Annotated in this window: 12 protein-coding genes; 4 read left to right on the plus strand and 8 right to left on the minus strand. The window is 40.6% G+C overall.

Annotated features, from left to right (window positions below; genetic code table 11):
- Nucleotides 1–356 precede the first annotated feature (356 nt).
- Nucleotides 357–1,349, plus strand: a complete 993-nt coding sequence (locus tag AUO94_RS05280) for an MsnO8 family LLM class oxidoreductase (RefSeq protein WP_058386242.1) — start codon at nt 357–359, stop codon at nt 1,347–1,349.
- A 122-nt stretch (nt 1,350–1,471) separates the two neighbouring features.
- Here AUO94_RS05280 and AUO94_RS05285 read toward each other — a convergent pair whose 3' ends face one another.
- Nucleotides 1,472–2,170: a DUF4085 family protein gene (locus AUO94_RS05285; protein ID WP_058386243.1), complete on the minus strand. Its 699-nt coding sequence runs from the start codon at nt 2,168–2,170 to the stop codon at nt 1,472–1,474.
- 214 nt (nt 2,171–2,384) lie between these two features.
- On the opposite strand from AUO94_RS05285, the gene AUO94_RS05290 reads away from it, so the two are divergent.
- Nucleotides 2,385–3,389 carry a GTPase gene (locus AUO94_RS05290; RefSeq protein WP_058386244.1) on the plus strand — a complete coding sequence of 335 codons (1,005 nt, stop codon included), beginning with the start codon at nt 2,385–2,387 and terminating at the stop codon, nt 3,387–3,389.
- 603 nt (nt 3,390–3,992) lie between these two features.
- Nucleotides 3,993–4,724 (plus strand): DUF6904 family protein, encoded by a 732-nt coding sequence (locus AUO94_RS05295; protein WP_058386245.1) that lies wholly within the window; start codon nt 3,993–3,995, stop codon nt 4,722–4,724.
- A 230-nt stretch (nt 4,725–4,954) separates the two neighbouring features.
- Here the strand turns inward: AUO94_RS05295 and AUO94_RS05300 are convergent, their stop codons facing one another.
- The 6 genes from AUO94_RS05300 to AUO94_RS05325 form a co-directional block, all read right to left on the minus strand.
- Nucleotides 4,955–5,263: a hypothetical protein gene (locus AUO94_RS05300; RefSeq protein ID WP_058386246.1), complete on the minus strand. Its 309-nt coding sequence runs from the start codon at nt 5,261–5,263 to the stop codon at nt 4,955–4,957.
- Nucleotides 5,264–5,496: 233 nt separating this feature from the next.
- Nucleotides 5,497–6,741, minus strand: coding sequence for a TerD family protein (locus AUO94_RS05305; RefSeq protein ID WP_058386247.1), 1,245 nt, complete (start codon nt 6,739–6,741; stop codon nt 5,497–5,499).
- 333 nt (nt 6,742–7,074) lie between these two features.
- Nucleotides 7,075–8,382 carry a PQQ-dependent sugar dehydrogenase gene (locus AUO94_RS05310; RefSeq protein ID WP_058386248.1) on the minus strand — a complete coding sequence of 436 codons (1,308 nt, stop codon included), beginning with the start codon at nt 8,380–8,382 and terminating at the stop codon, nt 7,075–7,077.
- A 321-nt stretch (nt 8,383–8,703) separates the two neighbouring features.
- On the minus strand, nt 8,704–10,974 hold the full coding sequence (locus AUO94_RS05315; RefSeq protein ID WP_058386249.1) for an ATP-binding cassette domain-containing protein: 2,271 nt from the start codon (nt 10,972–10,974) through the stop codon (nt 8,704–8,706).
- 263 nt (nt 10,975–11,237) lie between these two features.
- Nucleotides 11,238–12,110: an SAV1803-related protein gene (locus AUO94_RS05320; RefSeq protein WP_058386250.1), complete on the minus strand. Its 873-nt coding sequence runs from the start codon at nt 12,108–12,110 to the stop codon at nt 11,238–11,240.
- A 380-nt stretch (nt 12,111–12,490) separates the two neighbouring features.
- Complete coding sequence (locus AUO94_RS05325; RefSeq protein WP_058386251.1) at nt 12,491–13,006, minus strand: RDD family protein; 516 nt, start codon at nt 13,004–13,006, stop codon at nt 12,491–12,493.
- Nucleotides 13,007–13,300: 294 nt separating this feature from the next.
- Here AUO94_RS05325 and AUO94_RS05330 point away from each other — a divergent pair, with 294 nt between their 5' ends.
- Complete coding sequence (locus tag AUO94_RS05330) at nt 13,301–13,630, plus strand: GGDEF domain-containing protein (protein WP_058386252.1); 330 nt, start codon at nt 13,301–13,303, stop codon at nt 13,628–13,630.
- A 671-nt stretch (nt 13,631–14,301) separates the two neighbouring features.
- On the opposite strand, the gene AUO94_RS05335 is transcribed toward AUO94_RS05330, so the two are convergent.
- Entirely contained in the window at nt 14,302–15,531 is a 1,230-nt protein-coding gene (locus tag AUO94_RS05335; RefSeq protein WP_058386253.1) for a hypothetical protein, read from the minus strand.
- Nucleotides 15,532–15,868 lie beyond the last annotated feature (337 nt).

Raw genomic sequence — 15,868 nt, forward strand, 5'->3', positions numbered from 1 at the left:
TAAAAAATAAAAAGTAAAAGTACTTTGAAAGAGCACAAATAATCTTTACAAATGAAACAACATAATCCGACTTTATTCGTATTATGCTTTTTAGAGTAATATTCAACACTTTTATTTTTCTGCATTTTATAGCTACTTAATTCCATGCCACAGGAACTTATAAAAGTTTTTCAAAGTATGCTTTTTTATATTGCTTATTTTTCCTGGAATGCGCCACTCAGTTAGAAATAACTTTCAAAGGAACTACACTCATAAAGCTGGATAAAACCCTTGAGACAAAAGAAAGGATTTCGCTACACCACACTGCTATACTCCTCAATGAAGAAACTGGCAGGGAAAGAAAGGGAGTTATCGAAATGAAACTAAGTGTCTTAGACCAAGTGCCTGTTACGACTGGAAACACAGCCGCAGCAGCGATGCAAAATGCGGTGGAACTTGCGGTTCTTGCCGACACGTTGGGCTACAGCCGGATGTGGATGGCTGAGCATCATGGCTCTAGCGCATTTTCCAGCTCCGCACCCGAAGTCACGGCCGCATACTTAAGTGCCAAAACAACAAACATTCGCATCGGTACAGGCGGTGTGATGATGATGCATTATTCGCCGTTAAAACTGGCAGAAGTCTTTAAAACATTGGCTGCCCTTGCGCCAGGCCGTATCGATTTTGGCGTTGGCCGCGCACCCGGTGGTGACCATAGCGCCATTTACGCGTTGGCTCAAGGACGCCGCCCGATGACTGACGACATGTACGGAAAATTCGACACGGCATTAAAACTGATCAATGACGAAGTACCGGAAGAGACGATGTACACTAAAACCATCGCGGCTCCGACACATATTCAGTTGCCAGAAGCGTGGCTACTCGGTTCAAGTGGCAATAGTGCATTAGAAGCAGGACGTATGGGCGTCGGCTATTCATTTGCCCAGTTTTTCAATGGCGGCATGACGAAAGATATTTTAGCATCTTACCGTGCAAATTTTAGACCGTCAGCGTTTATGGACAAACCCGAAATTTCGGTATCGTATTTAGTGACAACAGCTGAAACGACCGAAGAAGCAGAATACGAAGCATTGCCACAAGACATTTCACGCCTGATGTTGATGAAAGGTCGGATTATGCCTCTTATGACACCCGAAGAGGCACAAAATTCCGCGTTAACTGAAATGGACCGCATGCAGATCAAGGAAAGCCGCAGCATCCATTTAGTCGGTTCCGCCAAAGACGTCGCCGATCAATTGCAGCGCGAGCAAATGGAATATGGTTTTGAAGAAGCCATGATCTGCAGCATTCCGCATTCTCAAGAAAAACGATTGGCTGTTTACCAACTACTGGCAGAGCAATTACTGTAACGGATCCATTTAATAAATAAACAAAGGAAAGCCGGACCGGTTACCTCTTCAGGTCAACCGGTCCGGCTTTTTTCACTGCGTGATTGCTTCTACTGAATCTTCCCTAACTCATCTAACAACGTCTACCTTTTTCTCAACCACTTTTTCAATCGACGCATTAGCGGCAATTTTAGCAGTTCGATTTTCACATTGCGCGCACGAATCACCGTCTCAATCATCGGGGAGTCAAACAATGTATGAAGTTCGAAGCCATCATCCGTTTTGTAAATTTCATCATACAACCACCATGCCCCTTTAAAATCTAACGGAATATCCGAATAAGTGACCTCTTCAAAAGTGACACGGATATCGGTGAAATAATGGAAACCTCCACTGCAGTCGAGCGTCAGGACAAGCTGATCTTCAGACGGTTTTTCAACAGAAAGAACGACGGCATCATGCAGGCCATTCTCCATCAGTTCGACTGCAGCTGGCGGGAGCTCCGCTTTGATCGATTCGAAATGTTGCTTATACCGGTTATCAAGCTCCTCCATACGCCGCTCGTAGTTCCGCTCCCACCGATTAACGAGTGTGCGCAGTTCTGGAGTCGGGTATTCTGTCACTAGTGTACCGTCATGGATATATGGATAAAACGTCTCCGGTAAGTAGCGCAGCAAACTTTCCCGCATATCGGCCAGATTGCGCAAGTTCAATTCCCGTAAATCCTTTCCTTCCTTACGGTAATATTCCACCTCTTCTTCCCAATCCTTTTCCGAGTCATGCAATACAAGAAAACCCGAAACCTGCATTTCGTCATACCAATCCTTCGTGAAGTATTTCATTTGATAAACCTCCTAAGTGTTCCGCTTTCTTTAGAGCGACAAAAATTCCAATCAACTTATTTAATCGAAAAGATTAATAAGTCAGGGGTAGCGTTGTATATCTTATAAACGGTAATGCGGTGTCAAAATCGGCTAGAATGCGTTAATATCATTAGTTAATTATTAGGGGGAAAAAACATCTGAATGATATAATAGTTAAAAAGGAGTGAGTTGAATGGTTTCAGGTTTTGAGAACTTCGATAATGTTTTTGAGGATATTTTCAAGCAAAAAAGTGATGAAATTAATGAGCAATTAACTCGCAAGTTGATAATTTCAATGGTAGGTGATGTTAACTGTGGTAAGTCTTCGACAATCAATAGGCTCATGAAGGAAGACATTGTAAGTGTTGGTGCTAAGCCCGGTGAAACAAAAGAAATTAAAGAGATTGCTTACAGAGAGAATATTATTTTTGTTGACACTCCAGGTCTAGACGATGTTATTAAGACTAATTCGGATATCACTCTAAAGTATTATAAAAACTCTGATGTCATTCTGTTTTTCTTAAATGCTGCTGGAACTGTTCTTTCTGAAAGTGAACTTAAAAACTTAAAAGAAATTGAAAAAGTGAATCAAGACATTATCATTGTTTTAAATAAAATTGATGCGGCTGACGAAATTCCAGAACTTATTAAATATATACAAGACCATACTGATTACAACTATCCAGTCGCCCCTATCTCCTCAAGAACGGGTGAGAACATCTCCTTCCTTCAAAATAAATTGATGGATGTTCTCGAAAAAAAATCTAAAGATATTTTACTGGCCACAAATTTAAAGGACAAGGCCTCAATCGCAAATCGGTGGATAATAGGCGCAGGCGGATCTTCGGCCGCGGTTGGGGCTCTTCCAATTCCAGGATCTGATTTTGTTCCTCTTATCTCCATTCAAGTAGGACTAATCATAAAGTTGTCTACTCTCTACAATAAACCAGTATCGAAAGAAAACGCTAAGGAATTAATTATCGCTACTGTTATAGGAAACATCGGTAAAACAGTATTCCGGCAAATTGTAAAAGTGATTCCAGGTGCTGGTTCTGTTATAGGTGCCAGTGTCGCCGGAGCCACTACTGTGGCACTTGGATATGCCATTAAGTATATGCATGAAAATGATATCGAATTAAATGCAGATCAATTAAAATCTGTATACGAAATGTTTTTAAGTCAACAAAAAAAAGCTTAACATCTTCAAAATCCCTGTAACACTAGTAAGATTTATATTATTATCCTACCCTTTCATGATATTAAAACTGTATGTATTATCGCAAACACATAAAAAATGCATGACGATGAGCCAGTCCAGAAATGGGTGGCATTCCTCATGCATTTTTTTAGCTAAAATTGTGTTTGACATAACTAAGCAGTTCACTGCTTTGTCCAAGAATTATACTCTTTTCAAAGTTTTTCTTTCAACTGCTAAAACGGTTCCCCTGTGTGCGAAACCGTTATCTCGGCAGTCACTGCCTCAAAATCAAACAGAAATATTCTCCTTTACCTTTTCTGTTTCCATCAGCCTCCAGGTTCTTCCTATGAACAACTCAAGTATGCATTTTTCTTCCGAGGGAACGACACAATTCTTGATAACTCAACTTCTGAAACATATCCATCAATTCGAGAGTATGACATATCAACTTATACAGAAAAACCTTTTACTACGGATTCTGATAGAGCTAACTCGGAGAAATAATTTTAATGCAAACTGTGCTTTTGGTCATTTTTTCTTATTACTCGTATGCAAAAGACTGATTTTTGCTACAATGGAGAAAAACCTCAAAGGAGACTTCACATGCTGCAAATCAACAATACCCCACATTACGCCGGTGTTACCGTTGCTGGCGACTACCAGGATCTTGACGAATTATACGAAGCGCTGCATCTAATCGTTGGTGAAGAAGGTGAACTGCCTGCATACGACTCTGTCCGGATTCGGGTGCTTGGTGTCTGTTACGATATCCGTCACGCGATGATGGGCGGCCGCGGTGCAACTGCTGTGCCCAATGGCTTCGATAAAGAACGGGCTCGCTACATGCCAATTATCGGCCCTGACACCAATATCTACCTAACCTTTGAAGTCATGTGGCCGGAATTACTGTTCGTTTCCTTTTCACTCAATGATTTTATTGAACTCTATGAAAAGCGTAGCAACACGCACCCCTGGGACCCGACCATCATTGCCGTCCGTAAATTTCAAGGGGCCGTTGCGCGTTGCTTGCAAGAAACCTTATCCGAATTAAAATATGGCCACCTCAAAAAGTATATCCGCCCTTATATGAACTATACGTACGGCCTTTACCACAACTATGCGACTCAATACGTCGATCACTTGAATATCAAGTTTTTGAAAATGAAGCCAGAAAGACGCCTGGCCAACATCAGCATTATGGCAAAGCGTCTCGGTGAACTGGACCATCTCTATATAGATGCAAGAGCAGGGATTATGGATGCCGCCCGCGACTTGAATGTGCCTGAATCGGAAATCCGATTTAACGAAGAGTATCCGGAAGATTTTGAGTGGTGAGACGGCTGTCGCTTTATATGACGAAGTCTTTTCGAAGATATGCAGTATTGTTTGTGCTGTTCCCAGCAGTTCCCATACATTCCCTGTGCACCGCACAGTTCATTGTAGTGTATGAACCGTTTAGAATGGTTTCTTTTTCTAGGACAGGACATTAACTGACTATATAGCCAAACAAAAAGAACCTTGAGGTTGTCAAGGTTCTTTTTGCAATTATATATTAAGCATTTAATTTATATTGCTCTGTCATACATGCCGTTCTCAGTTGTTAACTCATTCAATTCGGCAATAACAACCTTAGGGGTGGAAGGGTCAAATACTGTAGAAATATAGCTAACTGTAAAAGTATAGGTAGCTTTTATACGGAAGTTTTGATATTCAGGTGAATTTTCTGTGGTCATCCAATAAAGGACATTGCCATCTTTATCCACCAAAGCGACTACGCGGTGTTCATCATTTTTAAAGCACGACAAAAGCTTAAGATCCCTCGTATATTTCTTCCCTTTTTCAAATCCGTTCACGTCTTTGATCGCAAGCACCATCGAAATACACCTCATTCCATAGTGGTATGCATTTAATATAACAGAACTTATGTTCGATTACTAGTCAGAAATTTAAAAAGTGTGAATATTTCGTATTTTTAAGATCGAAGAGTTAATTTAAATTAACTCTTTTACTTTTTCGCATGCTTAATAGTCGACAAAATGAGTAGGCGTATAAATAAAAAACTGCTTCTGTCACCGGTTCCCTCATCTCCATTCAAAAATCAGTTCCACTACTTCGATCCGGCACTCCAGTTCATTCCCCACTTAAACGCTCTATCCATTTCCTTATGGCCATTAAAGTATTCGACTACTTTTTTTACGCTCATCGTTTCATTGTTCACATTTTCGAGAAGCGCGATCGCACACATTCTCTTGCCTTTTCGGTGTTCATCGAGACGAACCTCAATGTCCGGTCCGCTTTGCTGTTTCATCGTCACAACGCCATCCACTTCTGACCAATTCGCTGCGCCTTCGTAGATGAACGCATAGACAAGAAGTCTTTTGAATTTAGTAATTTTATTGCCATTGATTCGTAGATTCTCGCCGCCTTTTATGGCCCCTGTCCGATCATCCTGGTCCAGTGCAATATATGGTTCGCTACTTAAGTTCCCAAAACTATTTCCAAGAGCCTGAACAGTTCCTTTATAGCCATCTTCCAGTTCAAAGAGGCAGCCCAGATCCAAATCGACAGAAGAGCCTGCGCCTAGGACTGAAGACAAAAATCCTTTGGCTGTTTTCTGATTCCAATTTAAATTCACAAGGATTTCTCCAAGTGGGGCATTCGTTTTGTTTAAATTGATTTTATCTCCGGTCTTTTTCAGTTCTACTTTCGTAAGATTAATCGAAGCAGTTGCTGGCTGTTTTGCTGGCTCTACTTGCGTTGGTGCTTTTTGAAAGAAATCGAGACTCGTCTGCAAGTGATAGCTTTTGCATAGCTCAGCTAGTCCGTCACTAGAACTTTGTCCAATAGCAGCAAACTTCCATTCCCTGTTATGCAAATAGATTTCACCCGCAATGATGCCTGTCCCGGTTAAAGAATCTTTTCCTAATTCGTACCTATGTAATTGTTGTCCATTTTCGGCATTGTCGATTTGAACGTAAGCGTTTGCCACTTGGCCGAAGTCCTGCTTTTTGGATTCTCCATCATACACATGGATTGCTAAGACAACTTTTTTAATACCAGAAGAAATGGTCTTTAAATCAATAAGGATCTCCTCGTCATCCCCGGCACCTTCACCTGTACGATTATCCTTAGTTAATTGAACTGCACCATCCACACTTTTTAAGTTATTGTAAAAAACAAGGCCTTCTTTCCCTGCAAGCTCCCCTGCCTCATTGACCATCAATGCAGAAACGTCTAAATCAAAGTGGCGACCATTGCTACCAGTATCCCAACCAAGTCCCACCTTAATTTTTGTCAGTGCAGGATTCGTTTTTGTTAAATCCACCTTTTGCCCTTTTACTAAAACTACCATTAAGATTCCTCCTTTTAGTTACTTAAATCTATTCCCTAATTTCACTATAATACATGTTGGATTTTGTTTACAGAATTTTGAAAAGTAATTTACCGGAAACAATACCATTAACAAAATATATACAGCTATTTCCGCATTTAAATCATCCATTATCATGAATTGTTAAAGTTGTTTTTCCACAGAGACAAACTTCAATAATGTTAATACCTGCACAGGCAACAAAAAAGAAGCAGGCAATCATGAATTTCCACGATTGCCGGCTTCTTTAATATGGTCGTGCGCCTTAAGTTAACGACATTGACATAAGGTGCACTGCTTTTAGAAAATCATAACTTATTCTCCTGCTGCAGACATCTTATAAACCTTACCGCCATCCGTGATGGCAATAAGCGCGCCATCTTCTGTTACGAGAATGTCACGGAAACGTTCGCCTTCGTCAGTTAATAGACGTTCTTCTCCAACGATGGTGTCTCCTTCAATAACGACACGGACAACATAGCTCGGCGCTAAACCACCGATAAACAAGTTGTTTTCCCACTCAGGAATGGCGTCGTTGTCATAGAATGCCATACCACTCGGTGCACTCGTTGGATCCCAATAATATCTTGGTTCAATAAAGCCTTGCGCCTCGTGTTCTGAAACACCATCATTGATCAATTCACCCGTGTACTCGATACCATAAGAAACAATAGGCCAACCATAGTTATTACCGGGTTTAATAATATTCAGTTCATCCCCAGCTTGTGGACCGAATTCAACAATCCATAAGTCTCCTGTTGCAGGGTTGTAATCGATACCTTGAATATTACGGTGACCGTAGCTGTAAATACCATCAAGTGCTTTTTCATCTTCGACAAACGGATTCGACTCTACGGGTTCTCCGTCTTGAGTGATGTGAATGACTTTCCCTAAATAAGCATCCAAGTCTTGTGCACGATCGCGACTTTCGTCATCTGAACGCTCACCAGTCGTCAAGAATAGGTTGCCATCCTCATCAAAGATAATCCGTCCGCCGTAGTGTAAAGTACCTTCATATGCTGGTGTCGCTTGGAAGATGACTTCAAAATTTTCTAGTGAAGCTTCATCTTCTGATAATACACCTTTACCGACAGCCGTTACCGTACCCCCTTCAACATCTTGAGCAAACGTCATAAAGACTAACCTTGTTTCGTCAAAATCAGGTGCAACCGCTACATCAAGTAAACCACCTTGATCTTCGTTATTTACTTCGGGTGTCCCTTTGATTGGATCTGAAACAGCGCCGTCTTCAAGGTTTACAATCAAAAGTTCTGCTGCATCTCTTTGGGTCACAAGTAAGCGATTGGGTTCAAACTCTACCATCCCCCAAGACACACCAAGCCCCTCAACAACCACTTCTGTCTCAATTTCTGTTTCAGTTTTTACTGCAGGTGCTCGTGTTTGTTCTGGAAATGCCGGTTCAAACTCCGTAACTTTTGGTTGAGATTCTGCGCTTTCATTAGCACTTTCTTCAGTGCCCTCGTCAGCACTTTCTTCTGTTACAGCATCCGAGTCCTCAGTTGATTTTTCGTCTGCAGTATCATCATTGCCACAGGCTGCCAGAGTCAATACAGACATCAGCATTGCAGATAACATTAATTTTGACCACGAAACTTTCGTCATCGTTTTTCCTCCTCTTTTTTAAAATTTTTTAACTGAGTAACTATAAAATTCAGTTCTCAGAAATCAACTACCAGAAATTAGTTAAGAGGTGCCTATTCTAACTAAAAACTCCCTTATAAATGCACTTCTCCTTAAACCTACTCCTGCAAACCGATTTATCCAGCATAAACGAGTCATTTGCAGTGTGTTCCGCACAATTCTCACAAATTTATAGAGGGGAATAAAATCAAAAAGGTGCAGCAATGTATAGTAAACAAATTGTCGTGTATTGTTTTCTGCACAGGAGCGCGATTTGATGACGCCTCACACAGAAAAATCTTTTCATCTCTCCGCATCTTTTCTCAGCCACTTCGCCGTCACCGTATCCGACTCGAGCATCGCTTCCGGTGTTCCCTCAAATAGGATTTCTCCTCCTTTTTTACCGCCACCTGGACCCATTTCGATGACCCAGTCGCTTGCCGCGATAAAGTCCAGATTGTGCTCGATGAGGATAACTGAATTCCCTCTGTCAACGAGTCCCTGGAATACAGCTAGTAGATGGGCATTGTCTTTTGTGTGCAGCCCCAATGAGGGTTCATCGAGCAAGTAAATCTGTCCTTCTTTTTTCAGGTGACTGGCGAGTTTGAGCCGCTGCACTTCGCCGCCGCTCAACGAACTGGTCGTCTGCCCGAGTGTCAGGTAGCCCAAGCCGACATCTTTTAAAGTATCCACTTTTTTGACGATTTTTGGCATTTTCAAATAATGATTGGTTTCGTCGATCGACAGTTCCAAAATCTCTACGATGTTTTTCCCTAAGTGGCGATACGACAGCGCCTCATCAGAATAGCGCGTCCCTTTGCATGCTTCGCAAGTAACGGTGACGGGATCTGCGAATGCCACATCCGGCATGGTGACGCCTTTGCCTTCGCAAACAGGACAGGCTCCTATCGAGTTAAAGCTGAACAAGCCCACAGGCTGTCCTGTCTCTTTGGCAAGAATCGACCGGATGTCATCCATGATCCCCATATAGGTCGCGAGTGTCGAACGGCTCGATGTTCCGATGCTGCTTTGCCTCACCGAGATAGTTTCGGGGTGATTCTCTATAAACGCGTCAAACATTAACGAACTCTTCCCAGAACCCGACACACCGCAGACCGACACCAGCACGTTTTTTGGGATTTCCACACTTACGTTTTTCAAATTATTCGCAGATGCATTGTTGATTGAAAAACTATTTTCTACCTGTCGCGGGGTTTTATTGACAGCGACTCTATGGTTTAAATCAGTTATCGCGGATGCTTTCTGCAAGCCTTCCTGCGCGCCCTGATAAACTACTCGACCGCCGGTGACACCTGCACCCGGACCCATTTCGATAATTTCATCCGCTGTTTTGATGACGGCCAAATTGTGCTCGATGACGACGACAGTGTTGTAGTTGTCTCTCAAACTTTTCAGCATGTGCGTCAGCTTCTCGATTTCTTCTGGATGCAGCCCGGCACTCGGTTCGTCGAATATATACGTGATGTTGTTCAGACTGCTACCTAAGTGGCGCGCAATTTTCACGCGCTGCGCTTCCCCTCCAGACAAAGTGCCCACTTTTCGCGCCAGACACAAATAGCCAAGTCCCAAATCAACCAGCTGCTTGACACCCGGTAACACCTGCTGCGCAATCGATGTGCCAACCGGATCGTTGATTTTCCCCAGTTCACCCAGCAAATCCGTCATTTCCAGCCGGTCGTATTGCGCGATATTCAAGCCGTTGATTTTGCTTTCCAGCACTTTCGGATTCAACCCAGAACCTTCGCAAGTCGGACACGGTGTACGTGCCGTCACCGCTAGCACATCTTCCTGTGACGTTACTTTCAGTTTCGAGAGGTCACGGTTAATGTACAGACGGATAAACCGGGGAAGAATACCGTCCCATTCGATGTCCCGATTACCTACTTTGTAGTAGTAAGTGCTAAATGCCCGCTCGCCTTCCCGCGGACCGTAGACCAGAAGATTGTATTTTTCTTCCGTGTAATCCTTGATGGGAAGATCGGGATCAAACAATCCACCATCCACCATCCATCTGCCTTGCCAGCCGGGCGGCGCGAGAGGTCTGAATCTCACCGCGGACTTCCGAAGCGACTTCGAATGATCGATGAGTTTGTGGACATCCGGCGCAATAATTTCACCAAGTCCACTGCACTCCGGACATTTGCCGAAAGAACTGTCACTCGAAAACTCGGCGGCTGAGCCGATCGACGGGCTGCCGATCCGCGAAAACAGCAAGCGGATCAACGGATCAATATCCATATAAGTGCCGACCGTCGAACGCGAATTTCCTCTTACCGGTTTCTGTTCGACAACGACCACCGGACTTAAATGCTGCATCAAGTCGGCACGCGGCCGTTCATACCTCGGCATCTGGTGCCGGATATACAGCGGGTAGTTCAGTGTCATTTGCCTTCTGCTTTCTGTCGCTAATGTATCAAAAACAACCGAGCTTTTGCCTGAACCCGACAGGCCGGTAAACACATTTATCTTTTCTTTCGGGATATTCAAATCGACATTCTTCAAATTATTTTCCTGCAACCCTCTCAGGATGATTTCATCTCTTTTTTCTGCCATAGTGAACTGCCCCTTTTCTGATCAAGTCAGGTAACTAACCTATTGATATAAGAGTTCCCTGTTTTGGTCCCGTTTACACAAGCGTTTATTGGATGAGGAAATGAATAAACCGGAAAAGCCACACCCGCAATGTTGAAGTAGCGAGTGTGGCAATCTAGAGCATATAAGATATTGTGTATTGTCGGAATCGATTATAACTTTTTTATACAGATTGCGATTTTACTCATATGAGTATCTTATTATTAATACCTGATGCTAACAAACTACTCCTTTTTGTTATTTTCTTCTCCCCCAAGTTCGGATAGGCTTTCTATATACACCAAAAGTTCATCCAGTATTTCTTCTTTCATATATTTTTTCATTGAGTGGTCGTATTCTTTAAGCGTAATGCAGTTGTTATATAACTCCATTCCATTCTTGTAGTCTATCCGTATAAAATAGCTAGCAGAGACTATCTCACTTCTTGAACTCTTATAATGTAATTGCTTTGCATTCTTTATCAAACGTTCTTTTGCGTCTATTCGATTTTGCTTAAGCTGTTCTTGCCATTTCATTCTTTTTTCTTCAATTTTCTTTTTTTCATTATAATAATCCACTAAAGTATTAAAATAACTTTCTCCTATCACTTTTTGCATTTCTTTTATCAATTCAAACGCTTTTGGAGGCTCTAAGAATGATTTCACATAACATTTTTTCATCCATTCTGGATTAGGCATTTTTGTATCAAGGTACCATTCTTCAATAGTTGGTTTTAAAAATGCTTCGTAACCTGGATAACCATATTCAGAAGAAGTTGCATTTATTATCAATACATGCAGAATAGTATGCTCGACCAAGTCACAGTATACTAATCTATTTTTTCGTTGATTTTCAAAAGGTATCTTATATTCCTTCACAAAATTTTGGTCAGATATTTTCAACCATTTGAGCTCATCTATGTGATGACAGTAAAGGCCTTCGATTGTTCTTGATGCTTTACCTCTTGTGATGTTTTTTATTTCTCCATTCATAAATCTCTGGTACGAAGATTCCCTAAAATAATCATCTTGTGCAGGACCGTATTTCTGAAGTAACCAATCAATCGCTTCTTCATAACTCTTAGATAATAAATTCAAGTATTCTTTATAGCTATCCAATGATATTTCCTCCTAATCTTCGTATAAAGAATTAATATTTCGTCCCAGGGAGCGAAACAATTTCCACACAATTTATACAGATGCATAATATGAAAAAGCTGCGCCTTAAACATAGACGCAGCGGGTGCAGCAATGTATATGATATAAATTGTAGCGTATTATCCGAATCCTTTAGAATTGTTTCTTTCCCTGGGACGCGATTCTTTAGAAATAAAAATACGAAAGCCGTATCTGTTAACTATTAAGGTTTGTGTATAGAGCTTATTCTTCATGTAATTGTGGTTAATAAACTGAATTCTTTTTAACACGGGTCACGTTTTTATACTTTGCTTCTTCCTTTCTTTGTTTAAATTGATTTACTTTCTCGCCCTTGCCGGTCTTTAAGTTCGGATGACTTTTGTTCCACTCATCCAATCGTAGAACGACCGGTCTTCTTTTGAGAAAATGGCTGTCAGGATATAAATGAAAATTAATAGATAAATTACTGACCCTATCAACATGAGAGACAGAGGGAACTCATCTTCTCCGAGTCTGACTAGCCGATAAACGAGAAAATGCGATAATTCCCAAGGCAAAAATTTGAATATCACTCTGACAGCAGAACGCAAAATACCGGTCGGTTGCTCGTGTATATCCACGACTCGGATTCGCATTTTCCTTTTTCCATATGTGCCTTTAAACAAAGCGGAGTCACCTATCGCAAAATACAAAGAAACCGGCAGCGTCACCAAAAGAAAACCGGTCAATTGCGCAACTCCTGCCGAATCATTAAAGTAATCCTGAAGTTCTGGCGCAAGAACCACTGTCAACAGACCAACCAAAATGAGATAAAGAAAAATCCATAGGTAATCTAGGGTGAAAGCTTTTAGCCTGATCCATATTCCTGCTGAATGCATCAACCCACTTCCTTTCTTACTTACTATTGTATTCGCTTACTCCCCATCTCTTTCCTTCACATCTTCGTTTTTAAAATAATTCATCAAGGTATACCCAGTTCAACCTTTTATAGAACCTTCCCTCTATTTCCTATAATCTACAGGTCTTATACAATACACATCAGCAGTTCCCAAATTCCCCTTTCCATGTGTTCCGTATAAAACCCACACAATTCATACAAATGAATAAAGTAGAAAAACCACTCCCGCAGTGTTGATACTACAGGTGTGGCAATGTATGAAGTATAAATTGTCGTGTATTGTCAGAATCGTTTAGAATTGTTTCTTACACAGGGAAGCGATTTTTTATGTAAAGCGGGAAATACTGTAGGGAGATGGGGTGGTGAGGAGTTCTTGATCATCTGTCCCGACACCCAAATCGACGATGCGATTAAACTCTCTTCCAAACTTCGCGAACAATTTGAATGTTATCACTTTCAAGCGGTTGAACGAAAAACATGCAGCTTCGGCGTTACAGCCTATATGGAGGGTGACACATTGAACACCTTAGTATCGAGAGCCGACCATGCCCTGTATCAGGCGAAAGATAAAGGACGAAATCGCGTGGAGTATGCACTGACATAATGAAAAGAGTGTGCCATTGGATTTTTGGCACACTCTTTTTTTAGAGTTGAATTCAATTGAATTTCGTTTTCCTGGAGCAATACAGTTATAGCTAGAAATGTTTCTTCAATGGATAAGATAGTGTATACCACATAAATTGTCTTGTATATTCAGAATAAATTATTTCGCTTCCCTGGGAGTTGGACAATTTGTAAACAACTTATAAAGATGTATAAAATGAAAAAACCCTACACGAAATGTTGAGGTGTTCAGTATGTCCATGCATAGATTATAGATTGTAGTGTATTGTCAAAATCTTTTAGAATTGTTTCTTTCCCAGGGGCGCGATCTCGTTATTCCTTTATGTGTGACAATGCAAATCACAGCATGAGCGGACAAACGGTAACTTTTCTTTTCCATCCAAATAATAAGTCCAAAACTTCTAAGCAATTCAATTATATTCAATTTCAGCCTTTTCAATTTTGCTTCCCAGGAAACGACACAACCCCCAAACAATTTATACAGATGAATAATATGAAAAAGCTGCACCTTCAACATAGAAGCAGTGGGTGCAGCAATGTATAGATTATAAATTGTAGTATATTGTCAGAATCGTTTAGAATTGTTTCTTACACAGGGACGCGATTTACTCTGGGACTTTTACAAATTAATTCAGTTTGAACCACAAAACTTTACTTCGGCACATACGCATAAACCTTACCTTCTTCAGACATCTCTACTAATATCTCAGACGGAATTGCTTGAGCTGTAGCTTGTTGCTGGCTGATCTTTACTGGGGCAAGTTCTTTTAAGCTCTTCAAGTCCCGATATTTCATTGCTTTTATGCCAAAGTTGACCTTTACTTTATAATTTTCTTCAATACTTCTGACTTTGTCTTCAATATTGTGGATAAGTGAATTGTTTTCAACAATCAACTCAGCCAAGGTTTGGGATTTAACATTTATTTCCTGGTAGTTCCTTATTGTGCTTAGATAAGGCTCGTAACATTCTTCTATAAATTTCACGTTTAAAAGGACAAGTTCTTGTTTATTGTTGAACTGCTCAATGAGTTTTTCATACTCCCTTTTCACTGGAGCTTCACCCCATTTACGAATATTTTCATATTCCTTCAACTCTTCAATACTTGCTCCAATTGCTTTAAGATCTTTCATTAGAATTTTCAAATCTTGAAGAGTGTCTGCATAAAAATCTTCTATTTTATGGTCCTCCACTCCCCCGAGCGTGATGCCATTTCTTCGGAAACGTTCTATTATTTCTTTAAAATAACTAAATCTCGATTCAATTTCCCCTGCAAAGTCATTATCTCTATTTTGAATGATGACATCTAATTTTCTTTCAATACTTTTTAATGAACTTTGGATTTCAGCCAATTGTTGTTGTCCGACAACGGCTGTTAAGAGGCCAAAACTCGCATGTGCAATAATTCCTGGATTGACTTTTTTCACTAATACTCCTTGCTTATAAATACCTTTTACGCCTTCTTTTTTTACCGCAGGGAGGTATCCTTTGCCGTCTAATCTTTCAATAAGAGTCATGCTCTTATCTTTCAAACCTTTTACAACCTCTGGGCTAAATTCCACCTTATACGTTTTATAATCTTCGATAACCATCGCTCCGGCTGCAAGGGTTTGCTGGATATCTGCCTTCAAAATTGTAGGAATTTCAATTTTTTTGTATTTGCTTTTTACTGTTTCTTCATTTTGAACTTCTGTCACTTCTGGCATGAATTTTTCACAAGCGTCTTCTTCTATAGCTAATTCATCGTTGTTGATTTCTGTTCTACTTTCTTGACTTGATGTTTTTTCAACATCTGATACGGTCACTTTTTTTCTACTAAGATAGGTAAAAAGAACAATTAACAAAATCACCAAAACTGCTGCTATCGGAAAGATATTTTCCACACTTTACTCCTCATCTCTTTTGAGCTTTTTGAATACGATTTATTTTAACATTGACGTCATTCATAAAGAGTTTAAAAGAGCTTTCCAGTTTCCTAAAAAGCTCTTTTTTTCCTTCTATTTAATCCCATTAATTCCCATTCAATCTCTGTGCGCCGCTCAATTATGGATACTTACCTATTGTTATATAAATTCAATGGGAATTCTAACTACTGCTGAGATTGCTAGTTTTCTTATGCAGCATAGTTGTATGTCTTGAATTGGATTCAACACAGGGAAGCTGTTTATTAGCGACATGAGTGAATGGCACTTCAAATTTCATCTTTAATATTATTGGATT

This window comes from Planococcus kocurii, from assembly GCF_001465835.2.
GTDB classification, from domain to species: Bacteria; Bacillota; Bacilli; order Bacillales_A; family Planococcaceae; genus Planococcus; species Planococcus kocurii.